This is a genomic window from Haloarcula salina (assembly GCF_049603855.1).
GTDB lineage: Archaea > Halobacteriota > Halobacteria > Halobacteriales > Haloarculaceae > Haloarcula > Haloarcula salina_A.
The window spans coordinates 138,983-156,726 of record NZ_CP187148.1; the positions used below are offsets into that span (position 1 = coordinate 138,983).

The following is a 17,744-nucleotide window of genomic DNA, read 5'->3' on the forward strand; positions in this document are numbered from 1 at the left end:
ACCCACGACACACCATGACCGAACACATCGTCATCGTCGGCGGCGGCACCGGCGGCACCGTGCTCGCGAACCGGCTCGCCGAGAAGCTCGGCCCGGAACTGGAGCGCGGTGCCGTCGACGTGACGCTCGTCTCCGACGACAGGAACCACGTGTACAAGCCGGTCTTCCTCTACGTCCCGTTCGGGAAGAAGACGGTCGGCGACGCGAAGCGACCGCTCGCCGACCTGGTAGACCGAAAGATCGACATCGAGATCGACCGAGTCCAGAGCGTCGACACCGACCGAAAGACCCTCGATCTCCGCGACGGCGGCGAAATGGCCTACGACCACCTCGTGCTGGCGACCGGCGCGGGGCTCGCACCCGAGAAGGTGCCCGGACTCGCCGCGGGCGGCCACCACTTCTACGGCCCGGACGGGGCCGAGGCACTGCGCGACGAACTGGCGACGTTCACCGAGGGCCATCTCGTGCTGTCGGTCATCGGCACGCCCCACATGTGCCCGGCCGCACCCGTGGAGTTCGTCCTCATGGCCGACGACTGGTTCCGCGAGCGCGGCCTCCGCGAGGACGTCGAGATCACCTACACCTACCCGATCCAGCGCGCCCACGGCATCCAGAGCATCGCCGACTGGGCGAGCGAGGTCTTCGCGGAGCGCGACATCCGCCTTGAGACGTTCTTCAACGCCGACGAGGTCGACCCCGACGACCGGGTGCTCCACTCGATGGAGGGCAAGGAACTCGACTACGACCTGCTGGTGGGCATCCCGCCCCACGAGGGAAGTGACCTCGTCTCGGCGGCCGGCCTCGGCGACGACGGCTGGGCCGAGGTCGACAGGCACACCCTCGAATCGCCCCACGCCGAGGACGTCTTCGTCGTCGGCGACCTCGCGGACGTGCCCACGAGCAAGGCCGGGAGCGTCGCCCACTACGAGGCGGGGACCGTCGCCGATCGCCTCGCCAGCCGCGTCCGCGGGCAGGCCCCGACGGCAACGTACCACGGCAAGACGGTCTGCTTCATCGAGAGCGGCATGGACGAGGCGACCTTCGTCGAGTTTGAGTACGGCACGCAGCCGACCGTCCGCGCCCCCTCGAAGCCCATCCACTGGGCGAAACTGGGCTACAACGAGTCCTACTGGCTGACCGCCAGGGGGCTGCTCTGAGGTGAGTCGAATGGCCGAACAGAATCAGCAGCAGGACGCCGAAACCGGAGCGAGCGACGGGGAACGGACGCCCGACGCCGAGACCGACCTCCCGCCGGAGGTACGCGAAGCCGTCGCCGAGCGCCCGGCCGAGGTGGCGCGGTTCCTCGGCAACCTCGAACAGGTGAACGACCTGCTGGACGGCGCGGCGCTCGGGACGGCCGCGATGGACGACGAGATGGTCCAGACGCTCGCGCGGACGGGGACGAACCTCGGAGCTGCGGCCGACGGCCTCGCCACGCCCGAGACCGCACAGTTGGGCGAGGCGACCGGCGAAAACGCGACGGAACTGGCAGAGGCGATCGAGACGCTCGCGGAACTCCAGCGCTCGGGCACGCTCGACGACGTGCTGGCGCTCGCGGACACGCTCTCGCTCGCCACCGCCGCGCTCGACGACGAGATGGTGACGAACCTGGCCGCCACGGGGTCGCGTCTCGGCGAACTCGCCGACACCGCGGCCGACGAGGAGGTCGCACAGTCCCTCGAATCGATGCTGGCGGCGCTGGGCGAGGCCGGCGAGCAACCCCCAGCGTCACCGGGCGTGCTCGGACTCGCGCGGGCGATGCGGGACCCGGAGGTCAAGGCCGGACTCGGGTTCCTGCTCGCGGTGGCGAAGGCCCTCGGCCGCGACCGCCGCGAGGCGTGAGCCGGCCGAAACGGTTTTGATCGACAGTCGAAGGCGGCGACGCTCGCGATGTTGCTCACTCTGACGGTGACGCGTTCAAAAAAACGAAGAACGGAGCCGCGCTCAGCCGTGGCGCTCGATCAGGGCGACCAGCTGGTCCTTGTTCTGCATGCCGACGAGGCGCTCGACCGGCTCGCCGTCGGCGAACAGCACGAGCGTGGGAACGCCCTGGACGCCGTACTGGCCGGCCAGCTGCTGGTTCTGGTCGACGTCGACCTTGGCGACGGCCGCGTCCGTCTCGGCCGCGATTTCGTCCATCACTGGCGCGATCATCTTACACGGGCCACACCAGTCTGCGTAGAAGTCGGCGAGCACGACCGCGTTCTCGCTCGTGACCGCCGACAGCTCTGACGCGCCGTTCACGTGGACCGGTTCGGCGGGCGCGGCGTCGTCGCCGGCCTCGTCTTTCAGCTTCTCGGCCTTCTCCGCACGGATCTCGTCGATTGGAATATCGCTCATCGAGCTGAACTACGGGCCGGTCGTACTTTACTGTTTTGTACATTTTAGACAATACTAGTGTCCATCCCAACGTGACAGAACAATCGGCCCGAACGGGAGAGTGGGTCTATGCCTGATTGCTTCGCAGTACAATACTCGTCGGCCAGTTCCCACGAACCGGCATTGACCGAAACCTACAAAGTAGTGCACGATAAATACAATCCTATGGAACGAAACGTCGGAACGCTCGACCGCAACGTTCGCATCGTCCTCGGAGTACTCGCTGGGCTCGTGGGCGTGCTAGCACTGGCCGGCTACCTGGCGGCCAGCGCACTCGTCGCGGCGCTCGCGATCGCCGTCGGCGCAATCCTGTTCGTCACGGGGGCGGCCCAGCGTTGTCCCATCTACGCCGGAACGGGGATTACCACCGCCGAGAAGCGCCGCTAGCTGGATGGACCTGCCCGAGCCGCTACGGACCGCACTACAGCACCGAGGGGATGCACCGGTCGAGGAACTGCTGGATCTGCTCGCCGTCGACACCTCGAACCCGCCGGGTGAGACGGCCACACTGGTCGACGCCGTGGAAGCGCGCTTCGACCGGCTGGGCGTCGCGACAGAGCGCGTCGTCGCCGACCCGGCGAAGCCGAACCTGCTCGCGAGGATCCCCGGTGATGGGTCGCGAACGCTCCTCTACAACGGCCACCTCGATACCGTTCCGTACGACGGCCGCGCGTGGGAACATGACCCCTTAGGCGAGCGCGACGGCGACCGCGTGTACGGCCGCGGGGCGACAGACATGAAGGGGCCGCTCGCCGCCATGCTCGAAGCGGCGGCCGTCTACGCGGAGACGGAGACGACACCGCCGGTGAGCCTACAGTTCGCGCTCGTGAGCGACGAGGAGGTTGCCGGCGAGCCGGGCCTGCCGGCGGTCCTCGACGCCGGCCGACTCGACGCCGACTGGTGCGTCATCGGTGAGACGACCTGCGGCGGGGACCGGCGCTCCGTGACCGTCGCGGACAGGGGGAGCGTCTGGCTGACACTCGAAGCCGCCGGCAGCGGTGCGCACGGCTCCCGTCCGATGCTCGGCGAGAACGCCATCGACCGCCTGTACGGAGCCATCGAGGCGATCCGCTCACGGTTCGGGACGGAGCCGTTCGACCTGGTTCCCGAGGTCCGATCGATCGTCGACGAGTCGGTCGCGTACTACGAGCCGACGATGGGCGAGGCGGCCGCGCGCGACCTGTTCGCCCACCCAACGATCAACCTCGGAACGCTTTCGGGCGGTAAGAGCGTCAACAGCGTCCCCGTGTCGGCGCGGGCCGAACTCGACGTTCGGCTGACCGCCGGCGTCCGAACGCCGGAGGTGCTCGCGCGGCTCCGCGACTGCGTGGCCGACTGCGAGGGCATCGAAATCGCGGACGTGAGCTGGAGCGTCGGGACCTACGAACCGCTCGACAGCCCGCTCGTCGCGGCCGTGACCGAGACCGTCGCGGACGCGACCGGCGACCGCGTCTACCGGCGGAGCGCCACCGGCGGCGGCGACGCGAAGAAGTTCCGCGAGACGGGCGTTCCGACCGTCGAGTTCGCGCTCGGTACCGACACCGCCCACGCTGCCGACGAGTACACGACCGTGGACGCCCTGCGCGGGAACGCGCGAATCTACGCCGCGCTCCCGTACCACCTGGCCGAGGTCGGCGACCGGCCAGCGGGCAGCGCGTAGCGAGCGGCCGTTGTTGAGCAGCCGACGGAAGCGGCGTTTCGACCATCGAACCAAACGACGTTTTGTCGGGACGCTCGAACGGACGGTAGATGCGACCACGGCCGACGACGGGACAGACGCTCGCCCTTGCAGCCGTCGCTGTCGCCGCGATAGTGTTCGGGGCCGCGTTCGCCGCCGACCTGGGGAGCGCGCGCCCGGACCCGGTCCCCTTCGACCGGACCGTCGAGCGCGGCATCACGATGGCGGACGCGCAAATCGCCCGGAACCGGGCGATCAGCGTCCCGAAGGTCGAGGTGTTCTACTCGCAGTACCGCTACGTCGTCGGCTACGCGGGCGTCGACATGGCGGTGACGGCGCTGTCCGAACCGGGCCACGAGCGGCAGTTCGGCTACCCGCTCGCCGTCTACGTCTCGGACTACAGCGACAAGCCGGTCCGCTGCGGTGAGTCGAACTACCTCGAAACTGACGTTCCGCCAGACTGGGTGCTCGCGAGCGACGCGTCCTACGTCGTCGACGGGCGGGCGCGCGTCCCCTCCGGTCCGGCCATCGTTCCGTTTTCCGACCGGGGAGACGCCGTGACCTTCGCCGCTGACTGCGGCGGGCGGGTCGTCGGCTGGGAGCGGATCGAGAATCGCTCGTTCGACGTGGACGAGGCCGAGGCCGTGCGAGAGCAGGTCGAACCGCGCCGCGAGCGCGCCGCAACCGCCGTCGAGAGCGTCCAGCGGTACCGCGACCGGCCGGTGTCGGTGATCGTCGGCCGCGACGTGTCGACAGTGCAGGCCGGCGTCGACGCGGCGCCGCCGAACACGACGGTCCTCGTCGAGAACGGCACCTACCGCGAGCGGGTCACCGTCGACAAGCCCGTCACGCTGCGCGGCGCGGGCGCGACGCTCGACGGCCGCGGGAACGGGACCGTCGTGACCGTGACGGCCGACCGCGTCGGCGTCGTCGGCTTCGAGGTGGTCGGTATCGGCACCCAGACGGTCGGCAATCGGTCGGCGTCGGACTCCGAGGCGTGGGACGCGGCGGTGACGACCGCCTACGGGAACAGTGACGCCGCGGTCACCGGCCGCAACGCGTCGGGGCTGTACGTGGCCGACCTCGCCGTCGACACGCCCGCGAGCGGCGTCGTACTCAGGGAGTCCCCGGGGGCCGTCGTCGAGAACGTCACGGTCGACGGGACCGACGACTGGCGGGACGGCTTCATGGGCGTCGTCGCGATGCACGCACCCGTGGTCGTCCGCGACTCCGCCTTCCGCGGCGGCCGCGACGGCGTCTACCTCCACCGCGCGGACGGGACCGTCGTCCAGAACAACACCTTCACCGAGAACCGCTTCGGCGTCCACCTGATGTACACATCGCACGCGCTGATCGCCGGCAACACGGCTCGCGAGCAGGAGTACTCCGGCGTCGTCGTCATGACCGACCCCGCGGCCAACGCCGTCGTCGGCAACACCGTGCGAGGCTCGGGGGCCGGCATCTCGATGTCGGGGTCCCGGAGCTACGTCGCGGACAACGTCGTGGTCGACACCGGCCGGGGCCTCTCGACGAACGCAGCGCGATCGCTGTACGAGCGAAACGTTCTCTACGGGAACGACGTCGGCGTCGCGGCTTCGACGGTCGTCCCCTCGAACATCGTCACCGAGAACGACTTCGTCGCGAACGACCGCCATGCGGTCTCGGGCCCGGGGCCGCTACGGATCTACACCCACGAGGGCCGCGGGAACTACTGGAGCGGGGCCGCCGACGTGGGCGGGACCGCCGGCCCGACGCTGTCACAGCCCTACTCCCCGACCGATCCGGTCGACCGACGACTCCATCGGACCGACGCGGCGTTCGTCCTGCGGGCCGCCCCCAGCGTCCGGGGCCTGCGCGCGCTGCGGGGGACGACTCCGGGCTTCCGCCGCGGCAGCATCGTGGACACCGCACCGCGTTCGACGCCCGCGAATCCGGAGACTGTCGCCATGCTTCGAAACCAGACCCACCGGGAGGCATCGACGTGACGGGCGAGACGTACCTGTCGGCCAACGAGGTCAGCAAGACCTACGGCAACGTGACCGCGCTCTCGGACGTCTCGCTCGACGTGTCCGCCGACGCCGTGACCGGCCTCATCGGCCCGAACGGGTCGGGCAAGACGACGCTGTTGCGCGTCCTGCTCGGCCTCGACCGGCCGACGGGCGGGACCGTCGAGTACGACGGGCCGGAGGCTGTCCGCCGCCTCGGGTACCTGCCACAGCGGCCGACGTTCCGGCCGGGATTCACCGTCCGCGAGACCATCGGCTTCTACGCCGACCTCGTGGCCGACGATCCGGACCGACTGCTGGAGCGCGTCGGTCTCGGCGACGTGGCCGACCGACCCGTCGCCGGGCTCTCCGGCGGGATGACTCGGCTGCTCGGCATCGCGCAGGCGCTGGCCGGCGACCCGCCCGTGGTCGTCCTCGACGAACCGGCGAGCGGGCTCGACCCGGCGATGAGCGAACTGATCTTCGACGTGGTCGCATCCATCGCCGACGACGGCCGGGCGGTCGCGCTGAGCTCGCACGAGCTATCGCTCGTCGAGCGGACGGCCGACCGCCTCGCCGTCCTCGAAGCGGGCGCGGTGGTGACCGTCGACACACCCGCGGCGCTTCGGGAGCGGACCGGCGGTCCGCTCCACGAGACGTTCACCTCGCTGCTGGACCGTGAGGACGCTGTGGTCACCGCCGCGGAGGTGGGCGACGCGTGAGCCACACGGCCCGCTTCTGGACGGTGTTCGTCAGAGAGGTCCGCGCGGCCCTTCGGACGCGGGCCTACCTCGGACTGCTCGCGGTGCTCGCCGCCACGGTGTTCGGCGTCGCCCGCGCAGGCGGCGGCCCCACCGGTGGCTACGTCCCGACGGTGATTGACCTGCTCGTCGCCGTCGAGGTCCTCGTCCCGACCGTCGCCTTCGCCGTCGGCTACCGGGCCATCGCCGACCCGGCCGCCCGCGGCGAACTCGACGTGCTGGAGACGTACCCGCTCCCGTCGTGGGCCTACGTCGGCGGCGTCTACGCCGGCCGGAGCGCGGTCCTGCTCGCCCTGGTCGGCCTCCCGCTGGCGACGCTGGGCGTCCACGTCGCCACGACGGCCGGCCCGGAGACGACCGTGTTCGCCAGCCACCGCGGCGTCGACTCGCCGCTGCTGTACGTGCGCTTTCTCGCACTCACCCTTTGGTACGCCCTCGTATCGCTGTCGCTCGCATTCGTCCTCTCCGCGCTCGCGGGCTCCCGGGGCCGCGCGCTGGTGCTCGCGCTCGCGGGCCTGCTCGTCGTCACTGTCGGCGGCGACGTGGCCGTCTTCGCGGGACTGGACGGCGGCCTCGTGACGAGCGAGACGCTCGGCGGCGCGCTCGCGATGACGCCCGCCGGGGCCTACCGCGGGCTGGTCTTCGATCAGGTGCTGTACGTTGCGGTCCCCGGACGCTCGGCGTTCGTCTCCGGCGCGGTCGCAGTCGGGTCGCTCCTGTTCTGGTGGGTCGGCTCGCTCGTCGCGACGGAACTCGTGACCGACGCACGGTGACGAATCGGGTCACGAGGGCGGGAGAACACGACTTGGATAGTTCGACAGCGAAATCCCGATTTAGTTTCGTCAGATATCCATATACAAGTCGAAATGAGTGTTTGAAAAATGTTAATCGAGTGTTGTAGTGTGGATTATTCCGATATCCGTAGCCATATATGGCATAGTAAGAATATAATGGGAGAGTTTGTGTCCAGATAGAGGTACCGCGGACAGAGAGAGCAGCGACACGTGTCGAATAACACGTGTACAGCCGTTAGGAGAATCGACGGTCCACAGGGGGTCTTGGAGAGTGTTACTCCGGCCGAGCCAATGCCGGGGAGTGGACGCTGACCCGTGACGAGAGGACCCATAACGAGTGTACCCCTGTTATGAGAGGCGCATCGATCACCGTCGTAGTGTGGCGCGTGTGAGGAGCCGAATCCGCGAAACGGACTGCACCGTGAACTGCGCCCGCGTCACGTGACCTGATCGGTGACTCCACTTCGTTGACAGATGAGCGGGCCGCTGGGATAATGCGTCGCACCCATACGTAATACTGCAGATGATCTCTTAAATTATCGAAATCAAATGCAAAAGATTCCACCGACTCAGAACCGCATCGATGCGTAATTCGGCTGCGATCGCCGCTTCGAGTCTTGGTGTATGATACCAAGACACGTTCCAGGTGTCGTTTTTCACCCATTTTTCACTCGAATTAACAGCCAGCGACGAGAAATGACCGAGAACGACAGTCGTCTCATGGGGAGCGACGCGACCGATCGTCCCCCAAATCTTTAACATATATCATGACAGAGTGGGTGACGATGCCTGACTACAGTGCAGATTTCGATGGAGACACCGTCGTAATCACAGGAGCGACCTCCGGAATCGGACGAGAGATTGCCACTCGATTCGCGAAGGCGGGAGCCACAGTTATCAACGCAGACATCGAGTCTGAACCCAAGGACGCCGACGTGCCGACACACGAGTTCATCCGTGAGCAGGGCGGTACGGCCGAGTTCGTCCAGACAGATGTATCGGACGCAGACGACATTCGCGCGGTCGTCGATCACGCTGGAGAGTACGGCGGCGTCGACGTGATGGTAAACAACGCGGGACTGTTCATCGGCGGGAACCTCCTCGAGGTCAGCGAAGAGGAGTTCGAGAAGATCCACCAGGTCAACGCGAAAGGCGTGTTCTTCGGCTGTCAGGCCGCGGCACAGGACATGATCGACCGCGGGACGGAGGGCGCAATCGTGAACACGGCATCGATCAGTTCGTTCGTGGCCCAGCGCGAGCAGATACAGTACGACTCCACGAAGGCCGCCGTGAAGATGATCACCCGCGGTGCGGCGCTCGAACTCGCAGAGCACGATATCCGGGTGAACGCCATCGGTCCCGGACAGATCGCAACCGAGTTCATCGATGGCTGGTCCGAGACAGCGCCCGAAGCGGCGGCGAAGGACGACCTCATCAAGCCGGTTCCGGCCGGACGTGCGGGCACACCAGAAGACGTTGCCGGTGCAGCCCTCTATCTCGCCAGCGAGGACGCTTCGTACGTGACCGGCGAGGTGCTCATGGTCGATGGCGGGTGGCGGATCATCTGACTGACGCGCCCGGCAGGAGAATAATTATATACGTGCACCCACAGAAGTCAACTGGAGCCAATGAGTACAGAGCAACTCCTCGATACTCCCTCTGGGAACGCAGTCGTCGTAGCGCTAGATCACGGTCTGAGCCTCGGGTCGCCCGACGGATTCCACAATCCGGACGAGACACTCGACAAAGTGCTGGCCGGACAGCCAGACGCGGTGCTCGTCGGCCCGCATTTCGCCCGTCACTATCAGGACCGCCTGCAGGAGGCAGACGTCGACGTCGTCCTCACGGCAGACGTCGTGACGTGGTCGACCAGCCCGGGCCGAGATCACGGCGAAGACATCTGGACGCCAGCGTTCGACGCGGACTTCCTCGCGGAGCTCGACCCCGTCGGTGTCAAGACGGTCCTCGTCTACGGCCGCGACGACACCGAAACCTTCCGCAAGAACGTCGAATACATCGGACAGCTCTCGCAGGAACTGCGTGGCACCGGTATCCCGCTCGTCGTCGAACCGGTCATGTGGGGCGAACGCATCCCGGACCAGCTGGAGACCGACGTCGACTACGTGGCCGATGCGATGCGGATGGGATGGGAGTTCGGCGCTGACATCCTCAAAGCACCGTACACCGGCAGCGTCGAGTCGTTCGAGCCGCTCGTCGAGAACTCGCCCGTCCCCGTGATGATTCTGGGCGGCCCGGCCACCGGCACGACCCGCGCCATGCTCGAATCCGTCGAAGGAGCGATGGAGTCGGGTGCGCGCGGACTGATGATCGGTCGGACGATCTGGAAGTCCGAAGATCCGGAGCGAACCGTCTCCGCGCTCATGGATATCGTCCACGACGGTGCGTCCGTCGAGGAAGCGTGGGACGGAGCGGAGCCGGCCGCGGTCGCAAGCGGGCGAGAAAGCTAAATACGCGTCGCCGTTACGTCTGGTCATGGAAACCGCACCGGTGTACGGAACGAACGGGCCCTGGGGTGTCGCCTCGTGACGACCCCGGAACGACGCCGTCGTTCGATCACGGAGCTGGTCACGAAGCACGGTAGCCTCTCGGTCGAGGAACTGGCCGACCGTCTCGACGTGTCAGAGTCGACCATCCGACGTGACCTTCGTGATCTCGCCGACCGAAATCTCGTCGAGCGGACGCACGGCGGCGTCGCCCCGATGACGAACGTGGGTATCGAGCGGTCGTTCAATCGGCGACTCATCCAGCACCTCGAACGTAAACAGGCAATCGCCGACCGGGCCATCGAGGAACTCTCTGAAGGGCACGTCGTGTACTTCGATGCCGGGACGACAACAATGCAAGTCGCGAAGATGGTCCCGGACGACGACTCGATCATCGCCGTCACGAGTTCTCCGATGCTAGTGCTCGAACTGTCGAAATCCGACGGTACGGTGAAGACGACCGGTGGAGAGTATCGGCGTGAGACCAAGGCACTGGTTGGCCCGACGACGGAGGACTACATCCGCAATTCCAACTTCGACCTCGCGTTCATCGGTGTCAACGGTATCGAGCCCGATGGTATGTTGTCGGCACCGAACGAGTCAGAAGCGAAGATCAAACAGCTCGTCGTCGAACACTCGGCACGGACTGTCGTGGTCACCACTGCGGAAAAGTTCGATGAGCAGAGTTTCCGCCGATTCGGATCGATCGACGAGATCAACCTCCTCATCACCGATGAACGTGTGCCTGAAGACTACCGCGATCTGTTCGACGACACAGAGCTCGTCGAGGACGTTTTCGATGGAAGCAGCCGCGACTGAAGCATGTGATTGCGGACGTGGCCACCACCCAGGGTTCGCACTCGAGTGACCAATTCAGGCCGCTGCTCCGTCGCTGAAGTCTTCAGGGGTCGCTATCGTCGTGAGGCCCCTGTAATGGAAAGGATTAAATATTATAGTCTCAATATTGGGCACGAGGCCGTTAACTATGTCCAACGATACTACTCGACGGACCTTCCTGAAAGCGTCAGGTGTGGCAAGTACAGGCATTCTCACTGCCCTTGCGGGATGTACCCGAGGGGGAGACGGTGGTTCCAGTTCCGGGAGTTCGGGCGGTTCGAGTGACGGAGGGTCCGGTGATGGCAGCTCGGGCGGTTCGAGCGACGGTGGCTCAAACGGCGACCTCGCGATCCCGCTCAGCGAGTACGATAGTGCGGACATCGACTGGCAGCAGTTCGACGGGTCGTCGATCAACATCGGTGCCGTCCAGCACCCGTGGGTCGACGCGATCAAACCCGCGATTCCCGTCTTCGAGGAACTGACCGGGATCACCGTCAACTGGAACATCCTGCCAGAACAGCAGTTCCGGACCAAGCGCCAGACGGACGCCAGCACCGGTGCTGGTCAGTTCGACGTCTTCTTCATGGACCAGGTGGTCAACCAGTTCCGCGAGGAGGGCTGGCTCCAGCCGCTCGACCCGTACTTCAACGACGGGAGCCTCTACGACGAGAACTTCTACAAGCCCAACGACCTCTTCGAGGCGTCCCGCTGGCAGGCCCACGGTGGGGGCTACAGCGACAACTGGACGGGACTGCCGATCACCGTCGAGGTCCAGACCCAGTTCTACCGACAGGACCTCTACGACAAACACGGGCTCGAGGTCCCGGAGACGTGGCAACACCATCGCGAGAACGCGAAGGTCATCCACGAGGAGGAGTCCGACATCGTCGGCACGGCCGGCCGCGGCCAGAAGGGCTACGGGATGAACATCTACATCCTCAACACGCTCCTCCGCCAGAAGGGGACCAGCCTCTGGACCGAGTTCCCGACCGACTCCGGGCTCGACACCGACGGCGTCATCGAGGCGGCAGAGTACTACACGAGCCTCCTCCAGGACTACGGGCCCGAGGGCGCGTCGAGCCAGACCTGGTCGGACGTGCTCTCGACGATGCAGGAGGGGCGCACCGGCCACATCGTCGCCGACGCCAACATGTTCTGGGGCGGCCTGACGAACGACGAGTCCAGCGTCGCCGACACCGTTCGAATCGCCAAAGTTCCCAAGCCGGAGGGCGGCGAGCTCAATCCGAACGCGTTCAACTGGCAGATCTCGACGTCGAAGAACGCCTCGAACTCCGAGCAGGGCTTCCTGTTCATGCTCTGGGCGACCTCCCCACCGACCGATCTCTGGATGAACACGGAGAGCAGCGGCGTCTTCTCCGTGCGTCAGTCGGTCTGGGAGAACGACGACTACCGTTCGAAAGTCGGTGAAGACTACGCACAGGTGTCGCTCGAATCCCTGCAAGCGGCCGCCCCTGACCCGTTCGACCGGAAGTACCCGCAGTGGGGCCAGCGCTACTCCGAGGAACTCCAGCGGGCCATCGCCGGCCAGAAGTCCGCCGAGGACGCGATGACGCAGGCTGCATCGGTCGCCGAAGACATTTACAGCGGCTGATCGGTGCCGCTGGAGCGAACTCGCCACAACCACACCCCATTATGAGTACACCAACGCAGACGGAAACGACAAGCAACCGGGGGCTCGCCAGACTGAGCGAACTCTGGAACGAGTACCTGCCGTACTGGTTCATGGCTCCGATGGTACTGGTGATGGTGATGATCACCTTCTTCCCCGGGGCCTACGACCTGTATCTCAGTCTGATTGCAGAGCCCACGCTGAACGTTTTCGAGGCCGAATTCGTCGGTCTGAGTAACTTCGAGACCGCCTTCACGCGCGGTGGCGCGCTGCACTCGTTCGTCATCACGATCACCGTCGTCGTCAGTGCGCTGTTCCTCGAGAGCGTCCTCGGGTTCTTCCTGGCGGCACTGGTTTCCGGCGTCGACTCCGGCCGCGCGAAATCGTTCTATCGGGTCCTGTTCATCATTCCGATGGCAGTTGCGCCCGTCTCGCTCGCCACGATCGGCCGGATCATGCTGAACACCGAAATCGGAATCATCCCGTACGTCATCAACACGGCGACGCCGTTTGCCGCGCCGGCGTTCCTCTCGGAGATTCCGCTGCTGACGGTGATCCTGCTCGATACGTGGAACTGGACGCCGTTCATGTTCATCATCTTCTACGCCGGCCTCTCCTCGGTGCCTGAGACGCTCGTCGAGGCATCGCGAGTCGACGGCGCGCCGCTGTGGCGCCGCTACGTCCACGTCATCATTCCGTACATGAAGCCGGTGGTGTTCGTCGCCACCCTCATCCGGCTCATCGACCTGTTCCGGACGTTCGGCGTCGTGTACGGACTCACCAACGGCGGTCCCGGAACGGCAACGCAACTGGTGAGCATCAACATCTACGAGCAGATGTTCATCAACAACCAGTACGGCGTGGCCGCGGCGATCGCCGTCGTCTACCTCATCTTCGTCATCGCGATCGCGAACATCGTCATCGCGAAGGTCGGCTTCGAGGGGGTGTGGGACTGATGGCGGCTCCAGATCTCGACTCCGCGGCGACCGGGTCACAGTGGCTCGACAAGGAAACCCGCGAGAAACTCGTCACGGGGATTCGCCACACAATCCTGCTGGTGTGGTCGTTCATCGTGCTGTTCCCGCTGTACTGGCTGGTCTCCATGTCGTTGAAGCCGCCGGGACAGGCGAACTCGCTCCCGCCGGACTGGGTCTTCCTGCCGACGGTGTACAACTACATCCAGCTCGCCCAACAGGGGGAGTTCGTGACGGCCTTCGCCAACAGCCTCATCATGGTGGGCGCCTCGGTGATCCTCGTCCTGTTGATCGGCGTGCCGGCGGCGTACGTCCTCTCGCGGTACGACATTCCGATGGAGCGGGACGTGCTGGTGTGGATTCTCTCCTCGCGGATGCTCCCACCCATCGCCGTCGTGCTCCCGTTCTTCTTCATCTTCCGGGCACTGAACCTCTTCGACACGCGAATCGGGATGGTGCTGATGTACGTCAGTATCAACCTCTCGCTTGTCGTCTGGGTGATGAAGGCGTTCTTCGACGGCATCCCCGAGACTCTGGAAGAAGCCGCCCGCGTCGATGGGGCGACCAGATTCCAGAGCTTTCGCAAGGTCGTCCTGCCGGCGGCCAAACCCGGGATCTTCTCGGTGGCCATCATCAGCTTCATCTTCGCCTGGATCGAGCTGCTGTTCGGGCTCGTGCTGACGAGCTTCGAGGCCGTGCCGGTGACGCTATTCGTCTACTCGTTCATCGGCTCCCGATCCATCGAGTGGTCGATGCTGGCGGCTGCTTCGACGGCGATGATCCTCCCCGTCATGATCTTCCTGATCGCGGTGAACAAGTACCTCGCTGCCGGACTCAGCTTCGGTGTGGTGATCAAAGAATGAGTACGCATTTGCACGGACGAGACGCACTGCTCGCAGACCACGCCCACGCGGTGAGGGGCCGTTCAACGAGCCGCACCACGGAGGAACGCTAATGGCAAAGATCACGATAGACGACGTCATAAAGCGATTCGGTGACGGAGACGACTCGATCGTCGCGGTCGACGACGTGTCGCTGGACATCAAAGACGGTGAGTTCGTGGTCTTCGTCGGCCCGTCGGGGTCGGGGAAGTCGACGCTCATGCGCATCGTCGCTGGACTGGAAACGCAATCAGCGGGCGACGTTCACATCGGTGACACGCTGGTGAATCAACTCGGGCCGCGAGCGCGGGACATCGCGATGGTGTTCCAGAACTACGCGCTGTACCCGAACATGACCGTCGAGGAGAACATGTCCTTCGGCCTGAAGATGTCGACGGACATGTCCGACGACGAAATCGAGCAGAAAGTCCGCTCGGCGGCGGAGATGATGGACATCGACATGCTGCTGGACAACACGCCCGGCGAACTCTCGGGCGGCCAGCAACAGCGCGTCGCGCTCGGTCGGGCCATCGTCCGGGATCCGAACGTGTTCCTGATGGACGAGCCGCTGTCGAATCTCGACGCCAAGCTCCGCACGGAGATGCGTACCGAGATCAACCGCCTCCAGAGCGAACTCGGCGTCACGACGCTGTACGTCACCCACGACCAGACCGAGGCAATGACCATGGGCGACCGACTGGTCGTGCTCAACCACGGCGAACTTCAGCAGGTCGGAACGCCCCTGGAGTGCTTCTACCGGCCGGTCAATCAGTTCGTCGCCGGGTTCCTCGGCTCGCCGTCGATGAACTTCTTCGACGGCTCCGTCGAGGGCGGCACCCTGCGGGCCGACGGCTTCGACTACGACCTGACCGAGCGAATGCAACGCTCGGTCAACGGGCAAACCGACGTCGTTCTCGGGGCGCGCCCCGAGGACATCTCGCTCCACGACGACGCGGCATCGAGCCACGAGTTCGAGGCCGTCATCGACGTCGTCGAACCGATGGGAAGCATCTCCTACGTCTATCTCACGGCAGTCAATCAGGAGCGCGAGGAGACGTTCATCGTCGAGGCGGACGGCCAGCGGCCCCTCGCCGAGGGCGAGCACGTCTACGTCGAAATCCCCGACGAGGACGTCCACCTGTTCGACGCGCAGACGGGTGAGACGATCCATCAGCGGAGACTCGACGAACAGGCGGAAGTCGCCCTCGAAGAACGGATGCAGACTGTCAGCGGGTCCACGGACTGAACCGTCCGAGAGCGGACTGTTTCGGTCTGGCCGTGGGGGGACTTCTGGAGTGGTCGTCGGTATCTTTATATTCGATCATAGAGATATTTCACACGATCCCTGTATGAAGAGCGCAGTGCTTACTGACGAGCGAAACGTGCGCGTAATGGATAGAGAGCGCCCGACACCCGGCGAGAAGGACGTGATCGTGAAGGTCGGGGCCTGTGGCGTGTGCATGACCGACTATCATCTGTACCACGGGACCTTTCCGGCGGAGTTTCCCGTGGTCCCCGGCCACGAGAGCGCAGGCGAGGTCGTCGCCAGTGGCGACGACGTAACGAACTTCGAGACGGGCGATCGGGTCGCCATCTTCCCGGGGATTCCCTGCGGCGAGTGCGACTTCTGTACCGAGGGGAAACAGAACCTCTGTGAGAACACGGTCTCGATGGGGGGCGCGGGTGACGAGATCCTCGACGGTGCGTTCGCGGAGTACATCCGTGCGCCCGCGCAGTGTCTGCAGGATATCGGCGACCTCTCGTATTCGGAGGCCGCCTTCGCTGAGCCGCTCGCCTGTTGCATCAACGGCGTCGATCGGGCAGACGTAGAGAGCGGTGACACCGTCGTGATCGTGGGTGCCGGACCGATCGGATTGCTGCTGCTCCAGGCGTTTCGAACGAGCGGGGCGGGGCAGATCGTCGTCTCCGAACCGATCGAGCGTCGCCGAGAGATCGCTCTCGAACTCGGGGCCGATCACGTCGTCGACCCGACGGAGCGAGCGCTCGGAGAGCAAATCGACGAACTGGTCGACCGAGTCGACGTCGCCGTCGAAGCCGTCGGGCTTCCGACGACGATCGAGGACGCGCATTCGATCACCGCACCCGGCGGGACGACGGTCGTATTCGGCGTCCCGCCACAGGACGAAACGATCGAGCTCGATCCGTTCGACATCTACTACCACGAACTCGAAGTCGTCGGCGTGTTCGCGCTCACGCACAACACCTTCTCACGCGCCGTGACGCTGTTGCAGGGCGACCGGATCGAGACGGAGGCGCTCATCACGGACGAGTTCGATCTCGACGGCCTCCAGACCGCGTTCGATCAGATGGAGAACAACGAGGGACTGAAGAAGATGATCTACCCGAACGAGGCAGAGTGACTGACGGAGACGTCGGCACGAGGGCGAGTCGCTTCGGGACGAGCAGTTAGAACGACTCCGACGACGTTCAACGGCATGATCGCGTTCGATTCGTGAGACGAGTGGCTCGGACATCCCGCTGAGCACAATACTTATTTTTTCGTGGGCAGTCGGTTCTATCATGTTCGATTCAAAGAGAGTCATCGAACTGTCCAACCCGATCCGTGAGAACATCCCCGTGTGGCCGAGTTTTCCACCGGTCGAGGTCGAGCAGACGTCGATCGCCGCACGCGACGGCTTCACGATGGAACGACTCGAGATGCGGAGTCACACGGCGACTCACATCGACGCACCGGCGCACTTCATCCCCGAGGGCAAGACCGTGGACGACTTCTCCATCGAGCGGTTCATGGGCGAGGGCGTCGTCGTCGACCTGACGCCCAAAGAGCCCGAGGAGGCGATTACCCGTGCCGACATCGAGGCCTACGAGTCCGAGATCCGGCCCGGCGACGTCCTCATGCTCCACACCGGCTGGGACGAGTACTACGGGCAGACGCCCGAATACCTCTTCGAGTTCCCCTATCTGACCGGTGAGGCCGCGGAGTACGTCGCCTCGCTCAACCCGAAGGCGGTCGGGACGGAGGGGGCCAGCGTCGGCGGCTGGTACGACGAGGTGCCGGCCCACGGCCCGTCGACCGACGTCCACCCGTCGGACTCACATCTCCCGCTGCTCGAGAACGACGTGCTCCCCATCGAGGAGTTGCGGAATCTCGACCAGGTCCTCGACGGAGCGGAGAGCCGACGCGCGGACTTCTTCTTCCCGCCGCTCAACGTCGAGGGGACAGGCGGGTGTTCGGTCCGTGCCTTCGCGCTCGTGTAGTTTGTCGCAGACGAACAGCGCTGTGGCGCTGGTTCGTGATTCGATTCGACAGCAATAGCGCGTCTCAGCGGGAGAGAGGCC

Annotated in this window: 17 protein-coding genes; 16 read left to right on the forward strand and 1 reads right to left on the reverse strand. The window is 65.3% G+C overall.

What is annotated here, in order from left to right:
• The first annotated feature begins 14 nt into the window (after positions 1-14).
• Positions 15-1,157 (forward strand): NAD(P)/FAD-dependent oxidoreductase, encoded by a 1,143-nt coding sequence (locus ACOZ4I_RS18025; protein ID WP_424005289.1) that lies wholly within the window; start codon positions 15-17, stop codon positions 1,155-1,157.
• Between the two features lie 10 nt (positions 1,158-1,167).
• A complete protein-coding gene (locus tag ACOZ4I_RS18030; protein WP_424005291.1) occupies positions 1,168-1,842 on the forward strand; it encodes a DUF1641 domain-containing protein in 675 nt (224 codons plus the stop codon).
• Between the two features lie 102 nt (positions 1,843-1,944).
• Here the strand turns inward: ACOZ4I_RS18030 and trxA are convergent, their stop codons facing one another.
• Positions 1,945-2,340, reverse strand: a complete 396-nt coding sequence (gene trxA, locus ACOZ4I_RS18035) for a thioredoxin (RefSeq protein WP_424005292.1) — start codon at positions 2,338-2,340, stop codon at positions 1,945-1,947.
• 204 nt (positions 2,341-2,544) lie between these two features.
• Here trxA and ACOZ4I_RS18040 point away from each other — a divergent pair, with 204 nt between their 5' ends.
• The 14 genes from ACOZ4I_RS18040 to ACOZ4I_RS18105 all read left to right on the forward strand — a co-directional run bounded on the left by ACOZ4I_RS18040 (position 2,545) and on the right by ACOZ4I_RS18105 (position 17,663).
• Positions 2,545-2,766, forward strand: a complete 222-nt coding sequence (locus ACOZ4I_RS18040) for a YgaP family membrane protein (protein ID WP_424005294.1) — start codon at positions 2,545-2,547, stop codon at positions 2,764-2,766.
• Between the two features lie 4 nt (positions 2,767-2,770).
• Positions 2,771-4,039: a M20 family metallopeptidase gene (locus tag ACOZ4I_RS18045; protein WP_424005296.1), complete on the forward strand. Its 1,269-nt coding sequence runs from the start codon at positions 2,771-2,773 to the stop codon at positions 4,037-4,039.
• 89 nt (positions 4,040-4,128) lie between these two features.
• The gene (locus ACOZ4I_RS18050; RefSeq protein ID WP_424005298.1) at positions 4,129-6,042 is read left to right on the forward strand and encodes a NosD domain-containing protein; all 1,914 of its coding nucleotides are present in this window, start codon (positions 4,129-4,131) and stop codon (positions 6,040-6,042) included.
• Positions 6,039-6,764 (forward strand): ABC transporter ATP-binding protein, encoded by a 726-nt coding sequence (locus ACOZ4I_RS18055; RefSeq protein WP_424005300.1) that lies wholly within the window; start codon positions 6,039-6,041, stop codon positions 6,762-6,764. Before ACOZ4I_RS18050 ends, ACOZ4I_RS18055 begins: the two co-directional genes overlap by 4 nt.
• Positions 6,761-7,576 (forward strand): ABC transporter permease, encoded by an 816-nt coding sequence (locus tag ACOZ4I_RS18060; protein ID WP_424005302.1) that lies wholly within the window; start codon positions 6,761-6,763, stop codon positions 7,574-7,576. The genes ACOZ4I_RS18055 and ACOZ4I_RS18060 overlap by 4 nt, the downstream gene beginning before the upstream one ends.
• An 806-nt stretch (positions 7,577-8,382) precedes the next feature.
• Positions 8,383-9,165 carry an SDR family NAD(P)-dependent oxidoreductase gene (locus ACOZ4I_RS18065; protein ID WP_424005304.1) on the forward strand — a complete coding sequence of 261 codons (783 nt, stop codon included), beginning with the start codon at positions 8,383-8,385 and terminating at the stop codon, positions 9,163-9,165.
• Positions 9,166-9,225: 60 nt separating this feature from the next.
• Positions 9,226-10,065, forward strand: a complete 840-nt coding sequence (locus ACOZ4I_RS18070; protein ID WP_424005306.1) for a class I fructose-bisphosphate aldolase — start codon at positions 9,226-9,228, stop codon at positions 10,063-10,065.
• A gap of 75 nt (positions 10,066-10,140) precedes the next feature.
• A complete protein-coding gene (gene glpR / locus ACOZ4I_RS18075) occupies positions 10,141-10,920 on the forward strand; it encodes an HTH-type transcriptional regulator GlpR (RefSeq protein WP_424005308.1) in 780 nt (259 codons plus the stop codon).
• Between the two features lie 166 nt (positions 10,921-11,086).
• Entirely contained in the window at positions 11,087-12,550 is a 1,464-nt protein-coding gene (locus tag ACOZ4I_RS18080; protein ID WP_424005309.1) for a substrate-binding domain-containing protein, read from the forward strand.
• A 41-nt stretch (positions 12,551-12,591) separates the two neighbouring features.
• The gene (locus ACOZ4I_RS18085; RefSeq protein WP_424005311.1) at positions 12,592-13,524 is read left to right on the forward strand and encodes a carbohydrate ABC transporter permease; all 933 of its coding nucleotides are present in this window, start codon (positions 12,592-12,594) and stop codon (positions 13,522-13,524) included.
• Positions 13,524-14,405, forward strand: coding sequence for a carbohydrate ABC transporter permease (locus ACOZ4I_RS18090; protein ID WP_424005312.1), 882 nt, complete (start codon positions 13,524-13,526; stop codon positions 14,403-14,405). The genes ACOZ4I_RS18085 and ACOZ4I_RS18090 overlap by 1 nt, the downstream gene beginning before the upstream one ends.
• 91 nt (positions 14,406-14,496) lie before the next feature.
• Entirely contained in the window at positions 14,497-15,669 is a 1,173-nt protein-coding gene (locus ACOZ4I_RS18095) for an ABC transporter ATP-binding protein (protein ID WP_424005314.1), read from the forward strand.
• 145 nt (positions 15,670-15,814) lie between these two features.
• Complete coding sequence (locus tag ACOZ4I_RS18100) at positions 15,815-16,804, forward strand: zinc-dependent alcohol dehydrogenase family protein (RefSeq protein WP_424005316.1); 990 nt, start codon at positions 15,815-15,817, stop codon at positions 16,802-16,804.
• Positions 16,805-16,964: 160 nt separating this feature from the next.
• Entirely contained in the window at positions 16,965-17,663 is a 699-nt protein-coding gene (locus ACOZ4I_RS18105; RefSeq protein WP_424005318.1) for a cyclase family protein, read from the forward strand.
• The last annotated feature ends 81 nt before the right edge of the window (positions 17,664-17,744 follow it).